This is a genomic window from Spiroplasma sp. DGKH1 (assembly GCF_040940205.1).
Taxonomy (GTDB): Bacteria; Bacillota_I; Bacilli_A; order Mycoplasmatales; family Mycoplasmataceae; genus Spiroplasma.
The window spans coordinates 76,885-101,094 of record NZ_JASTWG010000002.1 but is presented as its reverse complement, the minus strand read 5'-3'; the positions used below and the strand labels follow the sequence as shown (position 1 = coordinate 101,094).

The following is a 24,210-nucleotide window of genomic DNA, read 5'->3' as shown; positions in this document are numbered from 1 at the left end:
TAGTAATTTGAGGTGGGAAGAAAATGAATCAGAAAACAATTGACCGTTTAGAAACAATGTTAAAACGAAAACAACAAATTGAAACAGAGTTAGTAAATCCAGAAATTGTTAAGGATGTTAAAAAATTGACAGCTCTTTCAAAAGAACAGGCACAAATTGCTGACATTGTTGATGTTTATTTGCGATATAAAAATATTTTGCAAAATATTAAAGAAGCAAAATTGATTTTAGAAACGGAAAAAGAAGAAGAGTTAATTGAATTAGCAAAAGAAGAAATAAAAACTTCCGAAGTAGCGAAAGAAGAACTTGAAGCAGAATTAAAAATAATGTTATTGCCAAAAGATCCCAATGATGAAAAAAATGTTATTGTAGAAATTCGTGGAGCTGCTGGTGGGGACGAAGGAAATATTTTTGCCGGTGATTTGTATCGGATGTATTTAAAATATGCGGAACAGCAAGGTTGAAAAATTGATGTGATTGAGGAAAATGATTCAGAAGCAGGTGGATTTTCTGCAATTTCTTTCATTTTAAAAGGTGACCGGGTTTATTCAAAAATGAAATTTGAATCGGGAGCCCATCGTGTTCAAAGAGTTCCGAAAACTGAAAGTAAAGGACGTGTCCATACTTCAACTGCTACTGTGGCAGTTCTTCCCGAGATTGAAGAAGTTGATTTTGAAATTAAACCAGTTGATTTAAAAATTGATACCTACCGAGCTTCCGGGGCTGGTGGACAACACGTTAACACTACTGATTCAGCGGTTCGAATTACCCACATTCCAACCGGAACCGTTGTTACTTCCCAAGATGGTCGTAGTCAACATGATAATAAAGCGCTAGCAATGCAACATTTAAGAAGTAAATTATACGAAGAACAACAACGAAAAATTAATGAGGAGCGTGGTAATTTACGAAAAGATGCCGTTGGTACCGGTGATCGTAGTGAAAAAATCCGGACTTATAACTATCCACAAAACCGGGTAACTGATCATCGCATTAACTTAACTTTGCAAAAATTAGACCAAATTATGGAAGGTAATTTGGATGAAATTATTACAGCATTAATGAACGAAGAACAACGTTTAAAAATGGAAGGTAATTAATGACTGTTAATGAATTAATTAAAAAATCAGAAGATTTTTTAGCGGATAGTGATGTTATTAATTATAGTGCTGATATTAAAACATTAATTGCATATTATAGTAAAACGACAATTTCAAAATTATATGCTTGTCAGAATGACCCAATTTCTTTTGCTTTTGATCAGTATTGACAAGATTTAACAGCTTATAAAAATGGTAAACCAATTCAACACATTACAAATGTGCAATTTTTTTATGGTTATGATTTTTATGTCGATAATAATGTTTTAATCCCGCGTTATGAAACAGAAGAATTAGTAGATGAAGTTAATAATTTAATTGATCAATATCAATGGGATGATCCCCACAATTTAACTTTAATTGATATTGGAACTGGGAGCGGGGCCATTGCGATTAGCTTAGGATTAGAAAATCCCCATTTAAAAGTGTATGCAAGTGATATTTCCTCTGCTGCTTTGGCTGTTGCGGCAAAAAATATTAGCATCTTAAATGCTCACAATGTTAAATTATTAGAAGGGGATATGCTAGAACCATTTATTAAAAATAATATTAAAGCTGATATTTTGGTGTGTAATCCACCTTATATTCCTCAACACCAAGCAATTAGCAAGCGAGTTAAAAATTATGAGCCGCATGTTGCTTTATTTGGCCAAGAAGATGGGTTATTTTTCTATCGAAAAATTTTTGAAAATTGACAAGCAGTTGTCAAAACAAAAGCAATTTTATGTTTTGAATATGGTTATGACCAAAAAAAAGATCTTGAGCAACTAGTTAAACAATTTTTTAAGCATTCTCAGTATAAATTCATGAAAGATATCAATAAAAAATGAAGAATGTTATTTATATTTGTTTTGTAGTAAAATATATACAATCAAAAAGTTAGTAGTGAGGTCAAATCAATGAATGAAACTAAGAACGCAAAAAAATGGAAGATGATAGTTACTGCTTTTGCAGTAATTTTGGCCATTATGGTTCCTTATTTCATTTTTATTTTTGTCTCACATAGTGATAATGTTTTAAAAGAATATTTTCAATTTTTAAAAGAAGTTCCCACCACGAGTTTGCAAACCTTTACAAATCCCCCGTTACCTTCAAAGCTTTATATTTTAGTTTTTCCCTATATTGCTTTTGGATTATTAGGAATAGCAATTTTATTTGCCTGCTTGTATGCTGGTTTTCACCACCGTGTGATTTATTTTCGTAAGAAGTTGTTTTTAATTTCAATTATCTTAATTTTAGGATTATTATTTGCTAGTTGTTTATTATTTTCTTTTGCAGAATATCAATATGGAATTTTTAATGATTGGTGTAAATCAATCAAGGGTGGTTCGGATAAATTTAATGAAATTTTAGCTCATATTGATTCATTAGTTCCAACAACTTTACCACACCGCGACCAAGTAATTGACCATTTAATTAACTTAGCAACCGGAACTGGTACACACAATCCCTACCCTTTTGTGTGAATTGGAATTAATACTATTTGGTGAATTACCGGCTTACAAATTTTCTTTATTATTTTCATTATCTTACGAACAAGTTTTAAAATTGAACAATTATTAAGTACAACAATAACAATTCAAAAAAATGAAGAAATTACAGTATTAAAAAATACCTTCAACCAAGGATTAGCGAAAAAAATTTTGGGGTTATTTCTAATTCCCACTGAATTTAACATCTCACTATGAACAATTATTTTTTCGGTGGTTATTTTTACTCCTTATTTAGGGTATACTTTTAGCATTGCAATTACTTCAACACAAGCTTATCGCTTTTTATTATATTCATTTATATATCCTAAATTAACAAGAAATATTATTATTCCCGGGACAACTGATTTAAATGACTTCCCAAATAAAGAATATTATGACACAATGGCTAATCATGCGCCGGGTAATTTTTTTCTTATTGTAAATTTACCAATTATTGCAACTGCCTTAATTGCTGCGATGTTATTTGCTTTTATTTTTGTAATGCTAAAAAGACCTAATTTATCAAAAGTCGGATTTATTAGCTTATATAGTGGTTTTTTAGCAATCGTTTGTTTTGGGTTAATTGTCTATTTATATTCCCAATCTTCCTTAGGACGATTAGTTGAATTTTGAAATAACCAAAGTGAAATTTTTAAACAACAGATTACCACAAAAATTTTTGGAACACCTAATATTGGTTACTTTTGAGTTCATGGGAATGAATTAATTGCAAGTGGGATTCTTTCGTTTTTCTTTTTAGGAGTTCTATCAATTATTGCTATTTCTCATATTTTAAAAATTAAAAAGCAAGATCAGACTACCAAGATTGTTCGTCAAGTTTAAGCCATTTACATTATTTATTTAAACTTTAAAATAATGTTTTTTTCTTCTATAAATACTTCTTAAACTTTAAGATATAATTAAATTAAAAGATAATGAGGGATTGTTATGAAAATTTATCATCTTGCCGACAAGAAAAAAATTATTGCAGCATTTAAAGAACACCAAGTATTAATTATTCCAACTGATACAATTTATGGTTTTGCGTGCACCATTGATAATTTAGCAGGCAAAAAAAGAATTTATGAGTTAAAACAACGTTCAGAAAAAATGTACTTATCATTAGTAGTTGACTCATTACGAACAGCAAAAAAGTTAATTAAAATTAATAAAAATGATTTGAAATATTTTAAATCAAAAAATTCAATTACTATAATTGGTGAAATTTATGCGGGAGTTAATGAGCAATACCATCTTACTTTTGATAATACGATTGCGGTGCGGATTACAAAATGGAAATGATTAAAGCAAATTTTAAAAAAGACAGGGCCAATTTTTGCTACTAGTGTTAATATCACTGGCCAACGCTATGGAAAAGAACTTAATGATTTTAAAGAATTTGCAGTGGATGTTATTGTTGATAATGGCTATTTAGATAACCAACCATCAAAAATTTATAATGCTTTAACAAGAGAATTTGTTAGATAGGAGCCAAATTAGAAAATGAAAAAGAAAAAAAGACCGTGGTTTAAAATTATCAATTTTAGTGCAATTAGTATTTTGTTTGTATTAACAATTATTTTTTTGGTGCTCTATATTTTATATCCAGGTAAATATGATGTGGCATTTTTCATTTTTGTTTTTATTTTTGGATTATGAATTGTCATTCTTTTTACTGGAACATTTTTATTTTATAAAAAAGATGATATTACCGAAGGGGCAAAAAAACTAGTTGCTGATTATAAGAAAAAACCTAAAAATAATGGAGAAGATCCAAAGGATGGGGAATCATCGGCAGAGAATGAAACTAAAGAAGAGAAAATTAAGCGGTTAGAAGAAGAACTTAAAAAATTAAAAGATCCTGAAAAATAAGGATTTTTATTTTGAAAAAAGCATAATATCATACCAAATTGCAAATGGAAATGCAATTTTTTTTCAGATTTTTTTTATAAATTATGTTATAATTATTACGTGGATAAATGATGCAGGAGGGCTAAACATGTACATCAATCCGTATGAGAGAATGAAAAACTTAAAACTTAATACTGACGAGGATGAAAATAAGGCAACAAAAGAATTTGATTATCGAAATCTTGTGCGAGGAAGAAAAAATAAACCAGAAGCATTTAACGAAGGATTGGATTTAGAAAACCATAATTTACAACAAAGTTTTCATAATAACGATCAACCGGTAGCAACTCAAAAAATCAAAGATGCAATTTCTTTAAATAGTTATGAAATAATTCGTGATATTGTTAAAATCTTTAAAGAAAAAGATAGTTTAGTACAATTTTTTTTAACTCTAAATACTAAAGGCGATAATGATGTTATTACTGAGTTATCAAATTCATTTTTTTCAGTACCATTAGTTAATTTAGATATGGCAAAAATTGATTTATATGGTTCACCATTTTTATTTTTGCTAAAAAAAATTGTAAAGGGACTACCACAAGTCGGATTAGAAGATAAAAAAGTCTTATGGGATCGTGTTAAATTATTCGCTAGAACTTTAAAAAGCAACGAAAAAAATAACAACACCTCTGATTCAAATACCGCAGTTATTATTAATGAACTAGAATTTGATGATCCGATTGAATATATTCGCAAGGAATTTAGTGAAATAATTCGGGCTTATGAAATTAAAGAAAATATTATCATCTTGTTTAATAATGTTGATCTTGTTGGTTATGAAAAATTCCGTGAATTATTTATCTTAATTCATACTATTTTTAAAGGATTGACAGCATTTAAAGTAATTACGGGATTTAATCCAATTTTAGTGGAAAGTTATATTAAAAAGAATTATGATGAAAGCTTAGTTAACGAGTTAATCAACCATGAATTACAAATTTTTGACCGTAAGTACAATTTACTTACAAATGATAATTCAGAACAAGATTATGGGCAACAACCAGAAACAATCACAGCACCAATTGATAATAACGAAGAATCATTAGATCAAGAAGAAGATACAATTGGTTTTGATTATTGAGCACTCCGTGGTGGGCGATAAGGCTGTTGGAACATAGATAGATTTTTAGGAAGGAAAAAGAAAATGTTTATATTTTTAGTTACATTTGGTTGAATATTATTCATTGTTGGGGCAATTGTCCAGATTTTTGCCGCTATTATTCAAGCTTTAGTAGTTGCTAAAGTGACGCTTCCCGGTACTATTTTTGATATTAATGATGTTTTCCAAAAAACAATTTTTAAACAAGATAAAATTATTGATACCCTAGTTGGAAATGGATGAACTTATGCAATTATTGCATTATTGTTATTTACCGCATTAGTAACAATTGCATTAGCATCATTCGAATTAACAAGAATAAGAAAAGGGCAACGTATTGCGAAGCCATATATTAAAATGTTTTTTGTGGCATTAATTATTGCATCATTAGTATTTGGTAAAGTATCAGCATTAATCATGCCAGCCTTTATCTTTATTGGTTTATTATTTATTGAATCAACCCTATTTGATGTTGAAGCAATCCGCAACTATGCTGATGAACGAAATATGATTATTGTTTACCGCGAAGACAAACGTTTTGAAAGAGAGGTAAGCAAAGAGGGAAAGTATCTTGGAAGCGTCACTTCGGGAGTTGGAGCGACTACCGTCGAGACCGCAGACAACGCAACAAATTTCAAAAACAATGACTTAACAAACGGGGATGATAATAACAATGAAGCATCACCAATAACTAAGAAAACACTATTTAGAAAAGCTGAATTAGATGACATTTTTAATGTTGCTAATGATAAAGCAAACGAAGCCGAAATTGCTAATTTAATTAATGATATGAATCGCCCCGCCGAAGTACAACAAGACCCAGTACCTTCAAAACCGAGTGATTTAAAAAATCTAGCAGCTGAACGTGTTGTGAGTCCTGATTCAGGAGCAAACAATGAGGATGAAAGTAAAGCGCAAGAAACAGTTGGCTTTTCACCAAATACATATGATTATAAAAATGACCAACCGGTAGTGGCGAATGCCAATGTTGAAATATTAGCCGACCATGTCGAACCAGTTGCAAATGACATTTCAGAAGAACCAGTCGTTAATACTCCAAGCGAACCAGTAGTGGCGTCACCAAGTGTTGCACAAGATGATCTTTTAGCAAATAACAATGTCGACTCAAACCTTGATGAAGCACTTAATGATATTATTGAAAGTAATGATCAAGTTAATTATTCTAAAAAAGAACAAAAACTATTTACAAAATGAGAACAATTATATCAACAAGCAAAAAATTTACAAAATGAAGTTGACAAGGAAGCCCAAACAGTTTCCCAACCAACAAAAGCAATTAAAAAGAAAGCTAAAATTTATAATAATTTAGCTAAAGAGGCCAATACCTTAGCAAATAAATTAAATCTTAGCTCAGATAAACAATTAAAATTAATGCAAGTTACTGAAATTTTTGGTAATGCTTCAATGAGCACAGAAGAATTTATTAATGATAATGTGTTAGATTTTAATTTAGATGATGTATTAAGTGATGATCTGCCTGAACAAGAGCCACTTGAACAAGGTTATGATTTTCAAGAAGAAGTACCAACAGAAAGTGAAAATTCATTTATGACAAATACACCTGATGAAATATCACCAACAGTGTCAGAAGATTTAATGGAGACAATTAAAGAGAATATTGCAGAAGATGTTAAAGTAATTAATGACGAAATTGCAGTGTCAACTCCGGATGTGCCAACTGCCAAAACGGTTGCAACAGATAATATTAATGACTCAGAGTTAGAATTTGAATTATTAGATGATAAGCAAAGTTCTGAAGATAGTTTAGAGGAACATAATAATAATGAAGAAGATGATGCGGAAAGTGCATTCTTAAAACATTTAGAACAACTTGACCATGGGATTACTGAATTTAATGATCTAGATAATTTATCAGCTGAATTAGATGATATTTTAACCGATAATTTTGATAAATCCCAATTAGATGTTCCGGTTACTGAACCAGTTAAAGCTACTAGTGAAGAAACAACTAATGATGAAGTTGCACCATCTACTATTATTGAAGAAGAACCAACTCCAGTTGGGGAATTATTAAATGAAGAAGTAAATTCAGAAGAATTTGCCAATGAACCACCAGTCGAAACTCTTACAAGTCCATTTGCACCAGAGGAGCCAATAATCCAAGAGCCAGTAGGTTCTGAACCAGTTAGTGCTAAACCGAATTTTGAAGATGAAGTTTCTTATAGTTTGGATGAGTTAGATAATAAAATTATGAATGATGATTTTAGTGATTTAGAAGATGAAGATGTTTTAGCAAATCTTAAAAAACAAAGTGATAACGTTCGGGGAGTGACTTCCCAAGAGCACACCGCTCCGGTTGCTAGTGAGGTACAAAACCCAGTTTTTAAACAAGAACCAGTTTCTTCACCAGGATTCCCAACAAATCAAATTAGTGAAGAACTTAGTCATCTAACAACTAATCAAACAGTTTTTGCTAGTCAATTTAACCATAAAATTGATAAGTTAGAACAATTAATTATTAATTCAACAAATACTCAGCTTGAACAAGGACAGTCATTAGAAAAAATTCAAACAAATATTAAAGACTTAACAATGAAGTTAGAATTATTAGAAGAACAAGCAAATGACTTGGCCAAAAAATTTGATGAGGATGAATTACGACAAATTGAACTTCGTCGGGGGGTAACACCAATTGACCAGTTCTATCCAAAGGTCGATGGCATGAGTTTTGCCTCAGCACGTTATAACTTATATAATCAGACAGGATGTTCAAATACCTATGGTGCATTAGCAACTAGTGGGGTATCTCACCAAAGTGGTGACTTATATCAAAATAAAGATCCAAAACGAAAAGTGCAAGATATTTTAGGGACCGGAATGAACCGGGTAGATTACAACCACATTAATTTACATAATGTTTCAAAATACACAAAACAAGATATTCCCTATGAAACAGATTGTCCATTATGTCAAAAAGCAAAAAAATAAAAATCCCATGAGGGATTTTTTTATTTTCTAATTAATTTTTAATAAAAATACATGCCACACCGCTAATAATTGCTAAACCAGCAGCAATTGGGACTAGGATAACTGAAAAGATAACTCCAACTTTAACTGTTTGGTAAAAAGTAATCTGTTTGTTAAGTCCATCAATCATCTCTTGTGGAGCATCAGCTGTTTCGGCCATTGTTTTTTGGTCCTTTAAGCTATCAATGAATTCTTGATAACCTTTCGAAAGAACAGTGTCAACTCCGGATTCAATTTCTTTTGCCTCGTTACCAATTGAAATGTTTTTAGTAACGGGAGCTAAGTATTGATAACCGTTGACTGTTTCTCCCATTCCGTTATCAATTTTTGCTCCTAAACATCCCAGACCGATTACTAGAAAGATAATAGTTAGTATTCAGAAACCAGCCATTGTTAAAAGAACTTTTTTCTTCATATTTATTTACCTCATTTCTTTCTATTTTTTGATACTAAGTAAATTTTATTAATAAACAAAGGATAATACAATTATTCGTCACTAAAATAATTTTTTAAATTATGAAAATTAAATTTTCTTGAAGATTTCTATTCTTTTAAACAACAATGATCAAGGTCAGTTTTACTCTAGATTTCATAAAAATGAATAATAGTAATTTTTTATAAAATTTTTATAAAAAATAAATTTTAATTGTAAAAATATTATTTTGATATATAATAGTGTTAGAAATGAAGCGGTACATTCTTTTCTACGGAGATTTCTTGAAAAATAGGACGGAAATTCAGATTAAAAATAAAGGCTAGCGTTTTATTATTTAATTAATGACAATTTTCTTTGTTTTTAAGTGTTCTTTTTTAATTAAGAAGTTAATTTTTAGAAAAGATAATTCGTTTCTTGACTTACAATCTTATTAATTTAAAATTTAATTAAGCAATAAAGTGAAGAAAAAGTTGGTAGTTGTTAGTTCTGATATGGGCAAGGAAATAATACATTAAATAATATTGCGATCATTTTTATATGAAAAAAAGTACTTAATTGATAACAAATTTAAAAATTATATAGGAGGTTAATGGAATGAAAAAACTTCTTGGATCATTAATGGCATTGTCACTAGTGGCAACATCAGTAACATCAGTTGTTTCATGTACCAAAAAATACACTTTTGATAGTGATGTTTGAGTTATAACTGATGGGGGAACAATCAGTGATAATTCATTTAATCAATCCGCATGAGAAGGAGCTAGTGCTTATGTGGTATCTAAGCAAGATCCAACTCATTACGGACCTGGTGATAAATGAAAAAGTAGTAAATGACGAGCAAGTTATTTTGAAGCAGCTTCACAAACAACATCTGATTTTAGGATGGCATATGTAACATCTAAAATTGCGGGAGCTAAAACAATGATCTTACCAGGGTTTAACCATGGTAATACCATCGGTTGGGCAGCAAATCTTGCTGATAACCTAATTTATATTGATGGTTCTGGGCAGGGAGTTCATTTAGATATGGATAAAAATAAACCAGTTGCCAAAAATATTATTGGTTTACAATATGAAGCTGAATCATCAGGTTTTTTTGCTGGCTTAGCAGCAGCAGTATACCTAAATGCAAATATTAAAGAATTCGGAACTGACCTTAAAATAGCAACATATGGGGGGATGGATAATCCTGGGGCTGTTTCAAACTATATGTGGGGATTCTTAGTTGCGTTTGATATTTTTAACAAAATTATTAACGAAGATCCAAAATATCCTAAACTGGGGGCTTTAAAACCAGCAGTATTAAATCTTGTTAATACTTTGGACCCAGATGCCAAAACATTACATTCAATTAGTAAAGTAGAAAATGTTCTAAACCCAGATGAATCATGATTTTCACAATCATTTGAAGCTGGGCATGGAAAAGATATTTCTGACTCACTAATTAGTAAAGGAGCAAATGTTATTTTTCCAGTGGCGGGGCCACAAACCCAAGACACAATTGATCGGATTAAATATAATAAATCAAATGCCAAAATTGTCGGAGTTGATACTGAACAATCAAAAATTTATGGTGAATATTATATTATTACTAGTGCGCTAAAAGAAATTGCAACATCAACGCAAGATGCATTAAAAAATATTTATTCTTCAGCTTGTGGATTTGATCCAAGTTCAAATAGTTGGAATAAACCACAAACAGATACTTGTTGAATTAATACCGACCAATCTTCGCTTCACCACCCAAGTTGAACTGGAATTGAACCAACAAAATCAATTCCTAAAACAGCTACTGAGTTAATTCATAACACTAGTGGGGATAGTACGAAAGATACGGCGTTTGATAAAATTGTTGCTGTGCTAGAAGCAGTTTATTCAGTTGGAGTTGGTGGAAACAAACCAGTGGCAGCAAAATTCTTCCCTGGTACTTTAGCCAATACTTACCAAAGCCAAAATGAATTAAAAGATTATATTTGACAAGCTATTGAAGATAAATTGTAGGAGGCAAATTGTATGAGTAGTCAAAATGAATATGCAATTGAAATGAATAATATTACCAAAATTTTTGGCGAATTAGTGGCAAATGATGATATTACTTTAAAAGTTAAAAAAGGTGAAATTCATGCGCTAATTGGTGAAAACGGGGCAGGAAAATCAACCTTAATGAGTATTTTATTTGGATTATACGAACCAACAAAAGGTGAAATCTTTGTAAATGGGAAGTCCGAATATATTAGTAATCCCATTAAAGCAAATAAATTGGGAATTGGAATGGTGCACCAACACTTTAAACTAGTAGATATCTTCACAGTGTTAGATAATATTGCGTTAGGACATGAAAAGATTACTGGAAAAGTGTTTTTGGATCGAACTTCTGAAATTCGGGAAATTTCAAAAATTGCTACAAAATATAACTTAGAAGTTGATTTCCGGGCAAAAGTTTCTAATATTTCAGTTGGAATGCAACAACGGGTAGAAATATTAAAAATTCTTTATCGGGGAGCAGATATTCTAGTATTTGATGAACCAACAGCGGTTTTAACACCCCAAGAAATTGAAGGGTTATTAAATATTATGTTAGATTTAAAAAAAGATGGCAAAACAATTATTTTTATTTCGCATAAATTAGATGAAGTTAAAAAAGTAGCTGACAGTGCTACGGTTATTCGTAAAGGAAAAGTAGTTGATACCTTTAGTGTAAAAGATAAAACCCAAAAAGAAATTGCCGAAGCAATGGTTGGTCGTCAGTTAATTGAAATCAAGAATACCGGAGCCAAACCACAAGATCAGGTTCTTTTAAAAGTTGAAAACTTATCAATTAAGAAAAAAGGAATTACTAAAGTAATGGCGCTGGATAACTTTAATGTTGAAGTGCATGCTGGTGAAATTGTGGCGGTTGCCGGAGTTGAAGGAAATGGACAATCGGAATTGGTCAATGCAATTACAGGATTAGAACATTTTCACCAAGGAAAAATTCTTTTTAATGATATTGATGTTACAAAAGTATCAATTCATCAAAAATATGAAAATGGAATGTCTCATATTCCTGAGGACCGTCATAAACATGGGTTAGTATTAGACTTTAATGTTATTGACAATGTTGTTTTGCAAAATATTGATGAAAAACCATTTTCAAACTATGGATTATTAAACAAATCTGCGATTCAGCTATATGCTCAAGATATTATTACTAAATATGATGTGCGGGGTGCAAACTCAGGATTCGCAGTTGCCCGGGGATTATCAGGGGGTAATCAACAAAAATTAATTATTGGACGAGAATTAAGTCGTAAACATAAAATTTTGGTTGTAGTCCAACCAACACGGGGATTAGATGTTGGGGCGATTGAATATATTCATACTAAAATTTTAGAAGAAAAAGCAAATGGGAATGCAATCTTGCTAGTTTCTTATGAATTAGAAGAAATTATGGGATTAGCAGACCGGATCATTGTTTTACATGCCGGTAAAATTAGTGGAGAAGTTGCTGGCAATCAAGTAAAACGTGAGGAAATTGGATTAATGATGGCAGGTACATATCACCAAAGTAGCAAAGGAGCAGGTAAATATGAATCAAGCAATTAAAAATAATTCTTGGTTGCTAACGCAAAAGACAAGAATCTTCTTTCGTTCTAATGAGTTTAAAACAAAAATGAACTATGTAAAAGCTTCAATTTGTGCCATTATTGCCGGAGCAATTTTAAGTTTCATTATTATTGGTGCTAATGATGCTAATCCACTATTATTTTTTAAATATGTTTTTTCATTAGCATTTCAACCGCTAATGTTAGATCAAACATTAACGTATTGAGCTATTTATATTGTAGCGGGGTTATCTGTTGCAATTGGGTTCAAAGCCGGATTGTTTAACATTGGGGCTCCTGGCCAAATGTTATTAGCCGGAAGTATGAGCTTAGTGCTAGGATTAAAAAATCCCCACATTTCACAAGGGGGAGGAGTTGTTAGTGCATTAATAATTTCCATTCTAGTTGGTTCTTGTTTAGCTGCAATTGCTGGAGCGTTAAAAGCTTACTTTAACATTCATGAAGTTGTGACAACAATTATGTTAAACTGAATTGTTTGATATGTAATGAAATGAATGTTTATGAACCAATCATTTGGGTTATGAGAAGCAAGTCGGAACTCAACCAAAGATATTACCCAAGTTACTGATAATTTTAACTTGGCACTAAATGGTCAAAACTGAATTATTCCCTTTATTATTGCCATTATTCTATTAGCCTTAGCAATCTTTGTTATTAACTACACAGTGTTAGGATTTAGAATTAAAGCAGTTGGAAAATCACGGGATGCTTCATTATATGCCGGAACAAATGTTAAATTCTATATGATTGTTTCAATGGCAATTTCCGGGGGACTCGCCGGCGTCTTGGGGATGCTTTATTACATGACCCAGTCAACGGTATTACAGTTTACCACCGATGCCTTGCCAACGGTTGGGTTTGATGCGATTGCGGTAGCATTAGTAGCCTTTACCAACGGATTGTCCATCTTGCCAATTGCGTTGTTATGGGCGATTATTAAAACCTCAGTGATGTCAACTACCCAACTCCCAGCGTTCCAAATGTCAAAACAAATGGGACAATTAATTTTCGGAATTATCATTTATATGACAGCTATTTCAGCGTTATTTATCTATTTAAAACCGATTTTATGAATCCGCCGTTGGTTTAATATTTACCATAATAAAGACGCACGGAGTGAATATCAAAAATATCGATTGAAAATTAAAGAATATAAAAAAGAAATTAAAAATATTAATAAAGAATATCATGTTCAACTAAAAGCTTTAAAAGCAAAAGGTAATAAAGAAGAAGTTTTAAATTATAAAGAAGAAGTTAATAGTCAATTAACTAACTTAGTTGGTCGTATCAATAATTTAAAAACTGAAATCAATTTCTTTATTCAAAAACGTTACAAAGATTCATTTATGGAAGGGCGAAAAGCAATTCGTACTAGTTATAACAATGCTATTTTTGGTTCAATTGCCGCCGCAATGGACCGCTATGTCCAAGCCAATACCGAATATACTTTGAAAAAACAACAAGTTGCTTTTGCCAAAAGACAGTATGAACAAACTGTTAAGGAGTTAACCGGAAAAGCAAAACATGAATGTTATGAATTATTAAATAATTATAAAAAAGATGCTTATCTACAGTTAACTAATTTACACTCAGCGTATAGTGAATTAATTTCACGGCAAACTGAGGAAATCAAAGGATTAAAAGAAAGTTACTATCCAATTTTTGATCAAATTCATCATCAATATGAAAATGATCATGTGCTATTGAAACAACATGAAAAAGAAACAATGGCAAAATTGAATAGTGAAGTTAAAGCGTTAAAAGTTAAACATAAACAACAATTACATGATTTAAAACAACAACAAAAAGTTGCCAAACAACAAATTAAAGCACAGCTAAAAGAATTAAAACTAGCTCGTGATAATGATCCAGTATTAAAACAACAAGTGGCAACAATTAAAGAAAATTTAAACCTTAAATTACAAGAACTTAAAAAAGAACACCTTGCTAATTTAGAAAAATTACGAATTGAGCAACGAAATGAATTGCCGGAATTACGTAATAAATATAATCACGAAGTATCCTTAATCATCCAAGCAGTCAAGGATGATAATAAATTATTACGCCAAGAATTACTTCGGAAAAAAGAAACTTATAAAAAAGCAAAATTAGTTCAGAAAGGGGGGCAATAAGATGTCAGCTGCAGGTCAATTATTTGCCAATGGTTCCATATTGTTTGCTGTTTTATTAATTGCATCAATGGCTGGACTTTATTCAGAACGTGCCGGAGTTGTTAACATTGCGATTGACGGGATGATGATTATTGGAGCATTAGTATATGCTTTATTAGGAAAAGCCTTTGCCCAACAGGGAAATGCAATGCAATTAGTAGCATTAGTAATATCTTCAATGATTGCCGGATTATTTGCCGTCCTTCATGCGTTTGCTTCGGTCACCTTGCGTGCCCAACAAGTTGTCTCGGGGACTGCTATTAACTTGCTAGCAACTGGATTAGGCTTGTTCTTTGTAACAATTCCTTCGTTAGCACCCGGAAACATGATCCAAACTGGATTTACAACCATTGGAATTGATAAATATCAAATTGTTAACATTTTTGTTATTATTGCCGTGGTGATTGCCTTATTTACATTCTTCTTCTTTAGATTTACGAAAAGAGGAACCCGCTATGTGGCAGCTGGGGAAAACCCTAATGCTATCGATGCAGCGGGAATCAGTGTTATTAAAACTAGATATGTAGCAGTAATTATCTCAGGATGTTTAGCTGGTTTAGCTGGGGCAATGTTTACTCACTTTGTGTCAGGACAATTCCGTGGTGATGTGCAAGGGCAAGGTTATATTGCCTTAGCAATTATGATTTTTGGTCAATGAAGAATTCAATATATTACCTTAGGAAGTATGCTATTTAGTTTCCTAATTGCGTTAGCTAATAGTTTATGAAGATTTACTGGTTGAAATATTGCTGATCCTTCAAACCAATTATTAAAAATTATTCCATTTGCCTTAGCATTAGTAACAATGGTCGCCTTTTCAAAATACTCGAAAATGCCGAAAGCCGATGGAATTCCATTTAATAAATCCTTACGGTAAGAAAACCTTAATATTTAATTATTTAAAATAAAAAAATACCTATTTATTATAATAGGTATTTTTATTTATCAAGAGAACAATTAAAGTTGTTGTCCTTCTTTTCAATATTTTTTTACCGCGGCTAATAGTTCTTCATCATGTTCTGCTTCAAGATTTTGATTTGGATCATTACTTTCTTTTTTTTGAATAATTTGGTGTTTCAAGACATTTAGATATTCATAAATATCTTCCCCTAATGTTAAATAACGGTTAACAATTTCGATGGCTTCTTGATCCACATTTTTAGTTTGGACTGTTTTCATAGTTCTTTCCTCCTAATATTATTATAAACTTTTCTAATTACAAAAAAAACAAATTTCCGCTAAAAAATTATCACAACTAAAATTTTTAGTTATAATGGTTAATAATTCACTGCGATCTTTTATGTGGAAAGTTGCTTTTTAGTTCAGAAAAATTTAAAATATATTTATCCACAAATAAGGAGGGATAAGATGGCAGATTTTGATCCAAGATGCTTTAAATGTGTTAATGAACACGAAAAAGCGGGAAAGGGAGGAGCTGCTGCAAATGTTTTATTTAACAAAATGAAACAAGGGATGGTTGGCTCAGTAAATGACGAAATTTATGTGTGTGATCGTCATAAATAACCCATGATTTTAAAGAGTAAATAGTCTTGATTTTTAAATTAAGACTATTTTTAATTTTAAAATAAAACCAAATATTTGTTGACTTTTTTACAAAACCAATATAAAATTTATAAGCATATATTGTGAAAATTTTGAAAAGTGAGGTTTAAAAATTAATGGCATTAAAAGAAAAAGAATTTGGGCATTACGCTAAAAGAATTGATTATACAAAAGTAAGTGGGAATTTGGACCTGCCGAACTTAATTGAAATTCAAACTGAAACGTATGATTGATTTAAGAAACAAGGAATTAGCCAAGTGTTCGAAGAAGTATTTCCAATTGTTGGGCATGAAGGAAATGTTGTTTTAGAAATGTTAGATTGAGAATTTAGAGAACCACGACGAACAATTCCCCAAGCTAAAGAAGAATCTAAAATTTATGAAGCACCAATTTATTCAAATTTAAAACTAACAATTAATTCAAAAGATTTAGAAATTGAAAAAGGAGTCATTAAGGGTGACGCTGAATTAATTAAGTCATGAATTGAAGAAAAAATCGGGCATAATATTACTATTTTGAAAAAAACAGCTGATGTTGTGTATTTCGATATTCATTCTGGTGATGAAGAAGCAACTTGTATTGCAACAATTAAAGAGCGAACAGATTTAAAATTAGTTATTGAAATCACAATTGAAAAAATTGGTGAAGTTTTTTTTGGAGATTTTCCGTTAATGACTGGAAAAGGAACCTTTATTGTTAATGGTTCTGAAAAAGTTGTTGTTTCACAATTAGTTCGTTCACCAGGGGCGTATTATAAAAAAGATTTTAACCGTAAAACCGGAGAAAACATTTATTATGTTGATCTAATTCCGTCACGGGGAACATGGTTAGAATTTGAATCAGATATGAAAAAAATTAAGACTGGAAAAGAAGAACGTTTTGATACTGTTTATTATGTCAAAATTGATAAATCAAGAAAAGTTTCGGTTGCTAGTTTATTTACAGCCTTAGGAGTAACTAGAGAAACAGTTTTTGATATTTTTGGTGATAATAAATATGTTGGTAACACTTATGATTTAGAACAATATAGTGGTGATATTAACTATGATCAGCAAGTAGCAGTCCAAGAAATTTATAAAAAAATCCGTGCGGGAGAAACTGCCACTCCTGATGGTGCTACTAAATATTTATATGGATTATTATTTGATAAACGTAAATATGATTTAACAAAAGCCGGAAGATTCAAATTAATCCAAAAATTATCTGTTGAAAACCGAATTTATAATAAGGTTTTAGCTGAAGATATTAAAGATGTTAATGGTAAAGTAATTTTTAGTGAAGGAACTTTATTTGATAAAGAAAATGTTAATAAATTAAAAGAGATTTTAAAAGCGGGTGCTTGTTTAGAAGAAGTTTACTTCAATACTGAAATTCCCGGAAATAATAAAATCCAAAAAATTAAAGTATATGTGGATAACGAATTAAGAAATCAGGTTGAAAATATTATTGGAATTGATCCCAATGCAACAGATGAATTTGTAACAGTACCAGATATTTTAGCAACTTTCTCATATTTATTAAACTTAAAACATGATATTGGAGAAGTTGACGATATTGACCACTTAGGAAACCGTCGCGTGCGAACAATTGGAGAATTACTACAAAACCAATTTCGAATTGGGCTTTTAAGAATTGAAAAAAATGTTAAAGAAAAAATGTCAACATCAAATATTTTCAAAATGAAACCATCAAATATTATTAATAATAAACCTTTATCAGCTATTATTGGTGAGTTCTTTAACTTGTCACAGTTGTCACAGTTTATGGACCAAACTAACCCCTTAGCAGAGTTAACAAACAAACGTCGGTTAACAGCCTTAGGGCCAGGTGGGTTATCACGTGAACGTGCTGGTTTAGAAGTACGGGATGTTCACTACTCACACTATGGAAGAATTTGTCCAATTGAAACGCCCGAAGGGCCTAACATTGGGTTAATTAATAACTTAGCAACTTACGCAAAAATTAATTCATTTGGTTTTATTGAAACACCATATCGAAAAGTAATTGATAATAAAGTTACTAGTCAAAATGATTATCTAACTGCAGATGAAGAAAAAAATTATGTGGTGGCGCAAGCTAACATTCGTTTAAGCGATAAGGGTGAGATTTTGGACGACCAAGTAATTGCACGGTTCCAAGGTGAAAACATTATTGCATCACGAACTGAAGTTGATTATGTTGATGTGTCGCCAAAACAAATTGTTTCAATTGCGACAAGTTGTATTCCGTTCTTAGAAAATGATGATGCCAACCGGGCATTAATGGGAGCTAACATGCAACGCCAAGCGATCCCCTTAATTAATCCCCAATCGCCATATGTCGGAACCGGAGTTGAGTATGCCGCTGCGAAAGATTCAGGGTTAGCAATTGTTTCCCAATATGATGGTGTAATTGATTTTGTTGATGCGACAAAAGTTATTTTAAAAACCAAAGAGGGGTTAAAAACATATAACCTAGATACTTTTGTGCGTAGTAATCAGGGGACTTCATTAACGCATGTTCCGTTAGTTAAACAAGGACAAAAAGTTGTCAAAGGACAAATTCTAGCTGATGGTCCATCAATTGACAAAGGGGAATTAGCCTTAGGACAAAATGTGGTGGTGGCCTTTACAACTTGAAATGGTTATAACTATGAGGATGCGATCATTGTTTCTGAACGGCTAGTCGCGGATGATGTTTTTACTTCAATTCATATTGAAGAATATACAATTGAAAGACGTCAAACAAAACAAGGGGCCGAAGAAATTACCAGAGAGATTCCTAATATTTCTGAAAACGCGCGAAAATTCTTAGATGATGATGGGTTAGTTATTATTGGAACCGAAGTTAAACCCGGCGATATTTTAGTGGGAAAAGTTACTCCAAAAGGACAAACCCAACTTTCACCAGAAGATAAATTATTACAAGCAATCTTTGGTGAAAAATCAAAAAATGTTAAAGATAATTCGTTACGAGTACCAAATGGTGGGGAAGGAATTGTCCAAGCAATTAAACGATTCCCTCGTGAAAAATATGAATTAGCAGCGGATGTATTAGAAGTTGTGAAAGTTTATATTGTTCAAAAACGTAAAATCCAAGAAGGAGATAAAATGGCTGGTCGTCATGGTAACAAAGGGGTTATCTCAAAAATCTTACCAATTGAAGATATGCCTCACTTAGAAGATGGAACTCCAGTTGATATTATGTTAAACCCATTAGGGGTGCCATCACGGATGAATATTGGACAGGTGTTAGAAATTCATTTAGGAATGGCTGCTAAAAAATTAGGACAAAAAGTTTCAACTCCAGTTTTTGATGGAATGACAAATGACGAGCTAATTGAACTAATGGATAAAGCAGGAATGAAAAACTTCGGGAAAGAAATTTTAGTTGATGGTCGAACTGGTGAAAAATTTGATAATCCCGTTTCAGTGGGAGTGATGTATATGTTAAAACTATCACACATGGTTGATGACAAGTTACATGCGCGTAATGTTGGACCATACTCATTAATTACGCAACAACCATTGGGAGGAAAAGCCCAAAATGGGGGACAACGTTTTGGAGAAATGGAAGTTTGGGCACTAGAAGCTTATGGAGCAGCCCATACCTTACGTGAAATTTTAACAATCAAATCCGATGATATTAAAGGAAGAACTCGTGCTTACGAAGCAATTGTTAAAGATAAGAAAATCCCTGAACCAGGAATTCCCGAGTCATTTAACGTTTTAACCCGTGAAATTCAAGGGTTAGGATTTAATATTCAAATGATTGATGAAGATGGAAACATCAAAAACATTAATAGTTATGATGATGAAGATAGTTATGTAATTGAAGAATTAACTGATACCACAATTGATGAATTTGAAGATGAGTTTGATATTTCAAAATTCATTCTAAATAACGATAATATTGAAAATGATGAATTTGAATTGGACATTGAAGAAGATCCAAATGCTGATGAGGATAGTTATGATGATGGTGATCATAACCCAATTAAACCAGATTATCAAAGTGATGAAGAATAGGGAGGCAAAGTAAAAATGGTAGAAAATAATAAAATGAAAAACGGACGCATGATTAAAATCGGCTTGGCTAATCCCGATGATATTCGTGGTTGATCTTATGGGGAAGTTAAAAAACCCGAAACAATTAACTATAAAACTTTAAAACCAGAACGTGATGGTTTATTTGATGAAAAAATCTTTGGTCCAACCAAAAATTTTGAGTGTGCTTGTGGAAAGTATAAAAAATCAAAAAACAAAGGTAAAATCTGTGAACGATGTGGGGTTGAAATTACCGAAGCGATTGTGCGAAGAGAAAGAATGGGACATATTGAATTAGAAGAACCAGTTACTCATATTTGGATGCTAAAAGCCGCACCAAGTCGGATTTCTTTAATTTTAGATATGAAAACAAAAGAATTAGAAGAAGTTGTTTACTTTGTTTCTTATATTGTTTTGGATGCTGGGGATGCCAAATCATTACGTCCAAAAATGGTATTAGATTTAGGAAATGCCAAAACATCAGCCCAAACTCGTCAACGTTTAACAAAAACTTTGCGTGAAATCTTAGATACCCTTGAGCCAAATACAATTGCTTATGAAGCGGGAGAACAAATGATTGAAGATTTAAAAAATACTTCGTTACCGTTTTCAATGGATGAATGTGCTCAATTTATTAATCGCCACACCAATGCTAAATTTGGAATTGGAGCCGAAGCAATTGAAGAATTATTAAAAAAATTAGACATTGATGCTGAAATCAACAAGATTAAACAAGATTTAAAAGACAAAAGAACCCAATTAGATCAAAATAAATTAATGAAAAGATTAGAAGTCTTAGATTCATTAAAAAAATCAAATAGTAAACCAGAATGGATGATTTTACGTGCAATTCCTGTTATTCCGCCAGATATTCGTCCAATTATTCAATTAGACGGGGGGAGATTTACTACTTCGGAAATTAATGATTTATACCGTCGGATTATTATCCGTAATGAACGGCTAAAAAAAGTTAAAGCAATGGGCGCCCCTAGTGTAATTGTTAATAACGAAAAAAGGATGCTACAAGAAGCTGTGGATGCTTTATTAGATAACGAACGAAAAGCTCGCCCGGTTACTGGTAAAGATAAACGACCATTAAAATCATTAACAAGTATTTTAAAAGGAAAACAAGGACGTTTCCGTCAAAACTTATTAGGAAAACGGGTTGACTATTCAGGGCGAAGTGTTATTGCAATTGGTCCCGATTTAAAAATGTATCAATGTGGATTACCCCGTGATATGGCTATCACCTTATTTAAACCTTTTGTCATTCAATATTTAGTGAAAAATGGAATTGCCGCTAATATTAAAGTGGCAGAAAAATTAATTTTAAACCAAGATGATAAAGTTTGAGAAGTATTGGAAGAAGTAATTAAAGATCGCCCAGTTCTTCTAAACCGGGCACCAACCTTACACCGGTTAGGAATTCAAGCTTTTGAACCAAAATTAGTAAAGGGAAAAGCAATCAGATTACACCCCTTAGTAACAACTGCTTTTAATGCGGACTTTGACGGAGACCAAATGGCGGTCCATGTTCCAATTACCGATGAAGCAGTCGCGGAAGCGCGAAGTTTAATGTTAGGAAGTCGTAATATTTTAGGACCCAAAGATGGGAAACCAATTGTTACCCCAACCCAAGATATGGTGCTAGGAAACTATTATTTAACATATGAAGAACGTGACCAATTAGGAGAAGGTTCAATTTTTAAAGATATTAACGAAGCAATTATGGCTTATGAAACTAATTGTGTTGCTTTACATGCCCTAGTTGCAATTCCTGTTAAAGCTTTTAGTAATAAACAATTTAAACAAGCTAATATGGGTGATTACTTAATTACAACCCCCGGGAAAATTATCTTTAACCAAATTTTTAAAGAAGAATTCCCATATATTAATGAACCAAATGTTGAAAACTTAATTGCTTTAGCACCACGAAATATGATTAAAGATAATGTTGATCTACATGAATACTTGGCAAACTGAAAAATTAACGCACCATTTAAGAAAAAAGACTTATCAAATATTATTGATCGTTACTTTAAATTATATGGAGCTAATAAAACAGCGGAAATGTTAGACAACATGAAAAACTTGGGATTTAAATTCTCAGGGAAATCAGGGGTTACTGTATCGGCCGCTGACGTTAAAGTTTATGAACATAAACATGTTGAGTTTAAAGAAGCTGACCAAAAAGTCCAAGAAATTAATGATTACTATAAATTAGGAATGTTAACGGCCCGCGAAAAACATACAAGAATTGTTAACGTGTGATCACGGGTAAAAGATAATATCCAAAATGAATTAGAACATGTTTTGAAAGAAGATCCCAAAAATCCAATCTTTATGATGGCTGATTCAGGAGCACGGGGAAACGTTTCAAACTTTACCCAACTAGTGGGGATGCGGGGATTAATGAATAACCCGAAAGGGGATATTATTGAATTACCAATTAAATCTTCTTTCCGCGAAGGATTATCAGTGTCAGAGTTCTTTATTTCAACCCATGGGGCGCGGAAAGGGATGGCCGATGTCGCTTTAAAAACAGCCGACTCTGGATACTTAACCCGCCGTTTAGTTGATGTTTCCCAAGAAATTATTGTAACAATTCCGGATTGTCATACTCGTAAAGGATTTATGGTTTCGGATATTGTAGAACAAAAACATTCAAATATTATTGTGCCATTAAAAGACCGTCTAGTGGGTCGTTGTAATTTACGTGATATTAAATTATCTGAAAATGACATTATTCCAGCCGCTACTTTATTAACAGAAGAAGATGCCGCTCGAATTATTAAAGCTGGTATCAAAGAAGTCATGATTCGTTCAGTTTTAACATGTGAAGCTGATAAAGGAGTTTGTCAGATTTGTTACGGTAAAAACTTAGCAACTGGGAACGAAGTTGAAATTGGCGAAGCAGTTGGAACAATTGCAGCCCAATCAATTGGAGAACCCGGTACACAGTTAACAATGCGTACTTTCCATACCGGAGGGGTGGCCGGAGGGGCTGATATTACCCAAGGGTTACCACGGATTAAAGAATTATTAGATGTTACAACACCAAAAGGATCAATTGCGATTATTTCCGAAATTGATGGTGAAATTAGTGATATTAAAGACGAAGGTGGCTTATATATTATTCATGTTAAATCAGATAATGATGAACGTAAATATAAAACCCAATTCGGGGCAATCCTAAGGATTAAAATTGGTGATAAAGTAGTTCGTGGTCAAAAATTAACTGAAGGTTCAATTAATATTAAAGAATTATTAGAAGTAGCGAAAATTGAAGATGTTCATAACTACATTCTAAAAGAAGTTCAAAAAGTTTACCGTTTACAAGGGATTGAAATTTCTGATAAATACATTGAAATTATTGTTAAACAGATGTTAAACAAAGTAAAAATTATTGATTCAGGTGATACTGACTTGCTACCAGGAGAAATTGTTTCAATTAAAAAATACCGTACAGAAACAATTAATGCGGTACGGGCAATGAAAAAACCACCAACCGCTAAACATGTCATCTTTGGTATTAAAAAAGCACCATTAGAATCAGAATCATTCTTATCATCTGCTTCTTTCCAAGACACAACGCGTGTTTTAGTAAAAGCAATTATCAAAGGAAAAGTTGATAAATTAGAAGGATTAAAAGAAAACATTATGTTAGGACATTTAATCCCTGCCGGAACTGGCTTAAAAGAATCGAAAGAAATTATTGAAGCAGGAATTGCCGCAAGAACAGAAGAATATTAAAAATAAAAGTTTACAATAATTTGTAAACTTTTTATTTTATTAAGTTAGTTACTAGGAATCAATGAT

The 24,210-nt window shown here is 31.9% G+C and carries 16 protein-coding genes; 14 read left to right on the top strand and 2 right to left on the bottom strand.

Annotated features, from left to right (window positions below):
* Nucleotides 1-23: 23 nt before the first annotated feature.
* The 7 genes from prfA to QPK10_RS01970 all read left to right on the top strand — a co-directional run bounded on the left by prfA (nucleotide 24) and on the right by QPK10_RS01970 (nucleotide 8,552).
* Nucleotides 24-1,100, top strand: coding sequence for a peptide chain release factor 1 (gene prfA / locus QPK10_RS02000; protein WP_368486365.1), 1,077 nt, complete (start codon nucleotides 24-26; stop codon nucleotides 1,098-1,100).
* A complete protein-coding gene (gene prmC / locus QPK10_RS01995) occupies nucleotides 1,100-1,957 on the top strand; it encodes a peptide chain release factor N(5)-glutamine methyltransferase (RefSeq protein ID WP_368486364.1) in 858 nt (285 codons plus the stop codon). Before prfA ends, prmC begins: the two co-directional genes overlap by 1 nt.
* Before the next feature lie 42 nt (nucleotides 1,958-1,999).
* The gene (locus QPK10_RS01990; protein ID WP_368486363.1) at nucleotides 2,000-3,415 is read left to right on the top strand and encodes a polypeptide chain release factor methylase; all 1,416 of its coding nucleotides are present in this window, start codon (nucleotides 2,000-2,002) and stop codon (nucleotides 3,413-3,415) included.
* Between the two features lie 105 nt (nucleotides 3,416-3,520).
* Nucleotides 3,521-4,060: an L-threonylcarbamoyladenylate synthase gene (locus tag QPK10_RS01985; RefSeq protein ID WP_368486362.1), complete on the top strand. Its 540-nt coding sequence runs from the start codon at nucleotides 3,521-3,523 to the stop codon at nucleotides 4,058-4,060.
* Nucleotides 4,061-4,075: 15 nt separating this feature from the next.
* Complete coding sequence (locus QPK10_RS01980) at nucleotides 4,076-4,444, top strand: hypothetical protein (protein ID WP_368486361.1); 369 nt, start codon at nucleotides 4,076-4,078, stop codon at nucleotides 4,442-4,444.
* A gap of 127 nt (nucleotides 4,445-4,571) precedes the next feature.
* Nucleotides 4,572-5,585 carry a hypothetical protein gene (locus tag QPK10_RS01975; protein ID WP_368486360.1) on the top strand — a complete coding sequence of 338 codons (1,014 nt, stop codon included), beginning with the start codon at nucleotides 4,572-4,574 and terminating at the stop codon, nucleotides 5,583-5,585.
* Nucleotides 5,586-5,627: 42 nt separating this feature from the next.
* Complete coding sequence (locus QPK10_RS01970; protein WP_368486359.1) at nucleotides 5,628-8,552, top strand: hypothetical protein; 2,925 nt, start codon at nucleotides 5,628-5,630, stop codon at nucleotides 8,550-8,552.
* Between the two features lie 31 nt (nucleotides 8,553-8,583).
* Here QPK10_RS01970 and QPK10_RS01965 read toward each other — a convergent pair whose 3' ends face one another.
* Nucleotides 8,584-9,006, bottom strand: coding sequence for a hypothetical protein (locus tag QPK10_RS01965; protein WP_368486358.1), 423 nt, complete (start codon nucleotides 9,004-9,006; stop codon nucleotides 8,584-8,586).
* Nucleotides 9,007-9,621: 615 nt separating this feature from the next.
* On the opposite strand from QPK10_RS01965, the gene QPK10_RS01960 reads away from it, so the two are divergent.
* The 4 genes from QPK10_RS01960 to QPK10_RS01945 are packed head-to-tail and all read left to right on the top strand — an operon-like array spanning nucleotide 9,622 to nucleotide 15,680.
* Nucleotides 9,622-11,028: a BMP family ABC transporter substrate-binding protein gene (locus tag QPK10_RS01960; RefSeq protein ID WP_368486357.1), complete on the top strand. Its 1,407-nt coding sequence runs from the start codon at nucleotides 9,622-9,624 to the stop codon at nucleotides 11,026-11,028.
* Between the two features lie 12 nt (nucleotides 11,029-11,040).
* Nucleotides 11,041-12,612, top strand: coding sequence for an ABC transporter ATP-binding protein (locus QPK10_RS01955; RefSeq protein ID WP_368486356.1), 1,572 nt, complete (start codon nucleotides 11,041-11,043; stop codon nucleotides 12,610-12,612).
* The gene (locus tag QPK10_RS01950) at nucleotides 12,596-14,764 is read left to right on the top strand and encodes a ribose ABC transporter permease (RefSeq protein ID WP_368486355.1); all 2,169 of its coding nucleotides are present in this window, start codon (nucleotides 12,596-12,598) and stop codon (nucleotides 14,762-14,764) included. The genes QPK10_RS01955 and QPK10_RS01950 overlap by 17 nt, the downstream gene beginning before the upstream one ends.
* 1 nt (nucleotide 14,765) lies before the next feature.
* Nucleotides 14,766-15,680, top strand: coding sequence for an ABC transporter permease (locus QPK10_RS01945; RefSeq protein WP_368486354.1), 915 nt, complete (start codon nucleotides 14,766-14,768; stop codon nucleotides 15,678-15,680).
* An 80-nt stretch (nucleotides 15,681-15,760) separates the two neighbouring features.
* Here QPK10_RS01945 and QPK10_RS01940 read toward each other — a convergent pair whose 3' ends face one another.
* Nucleotides 15,761-15,982, bottom strand: a complete 222-nt coding sequence (locus QPK10_RS01940; protein ID WP_368486353.1) for a hypothetical protein — start codon at nucleotides 15,980-15,982, stop codon at nucleotides 15,761-15,763.
* A 189-nt stretch (nucleotides 15,983-16,171) separates the two neighbouring features.
* Between QPK10_RS01940 and QPK10_RS01935 the strand changes: the two genes are divergently transcribed.
* The 3 genes from QPK10_RS01935 to rpoC all read left to right on the top strand — a co-directional run bounded on the left by QPK10_RS01935 (nucleotide 16,172) and on the right by rpoC (nucleotide 24,144).
* Nucleotides 16,172-16,327, top strand: coding sequence for a hypothetical protein (locus tag QPK10_RS01935; protein ID WP_368486352.1), 156 nt, complete (start codon nucleotides 16,172-16,174; stop codon nucleotides 16,325-16,327).
* A gap of 155 nt (nucleotides 16,328-16,482) precedes the next feature.
* Entirely contained in the window at nucleotides 16,483-20,373 is a 3,891-nt protein-coding gene (locus QPK10_RS01930; protein WP_368486351.1) for a DNA-directed RNA polymerase subunit beta, read from the top strand.
* A gap of 33 nt (nucleotides 20,374-20,406) precedes the next feature.
* Nucleotides 20,407-24,144: a DNA-directed RNA polymerase subunit beta' gene (gene rpoC / locus QPK10_RS01925; RefSeq protein WP_368486491.1), complete on the top strand. Its 3,738-nt coding sequence runs from the start codon at nucleotides 20,407-20,409 to the stop codon at nucleotides 24,142-24,144.
* The last annotated feature ends 66 nt before the right edge of the window (nucleotides 24,145-24,210 follow it).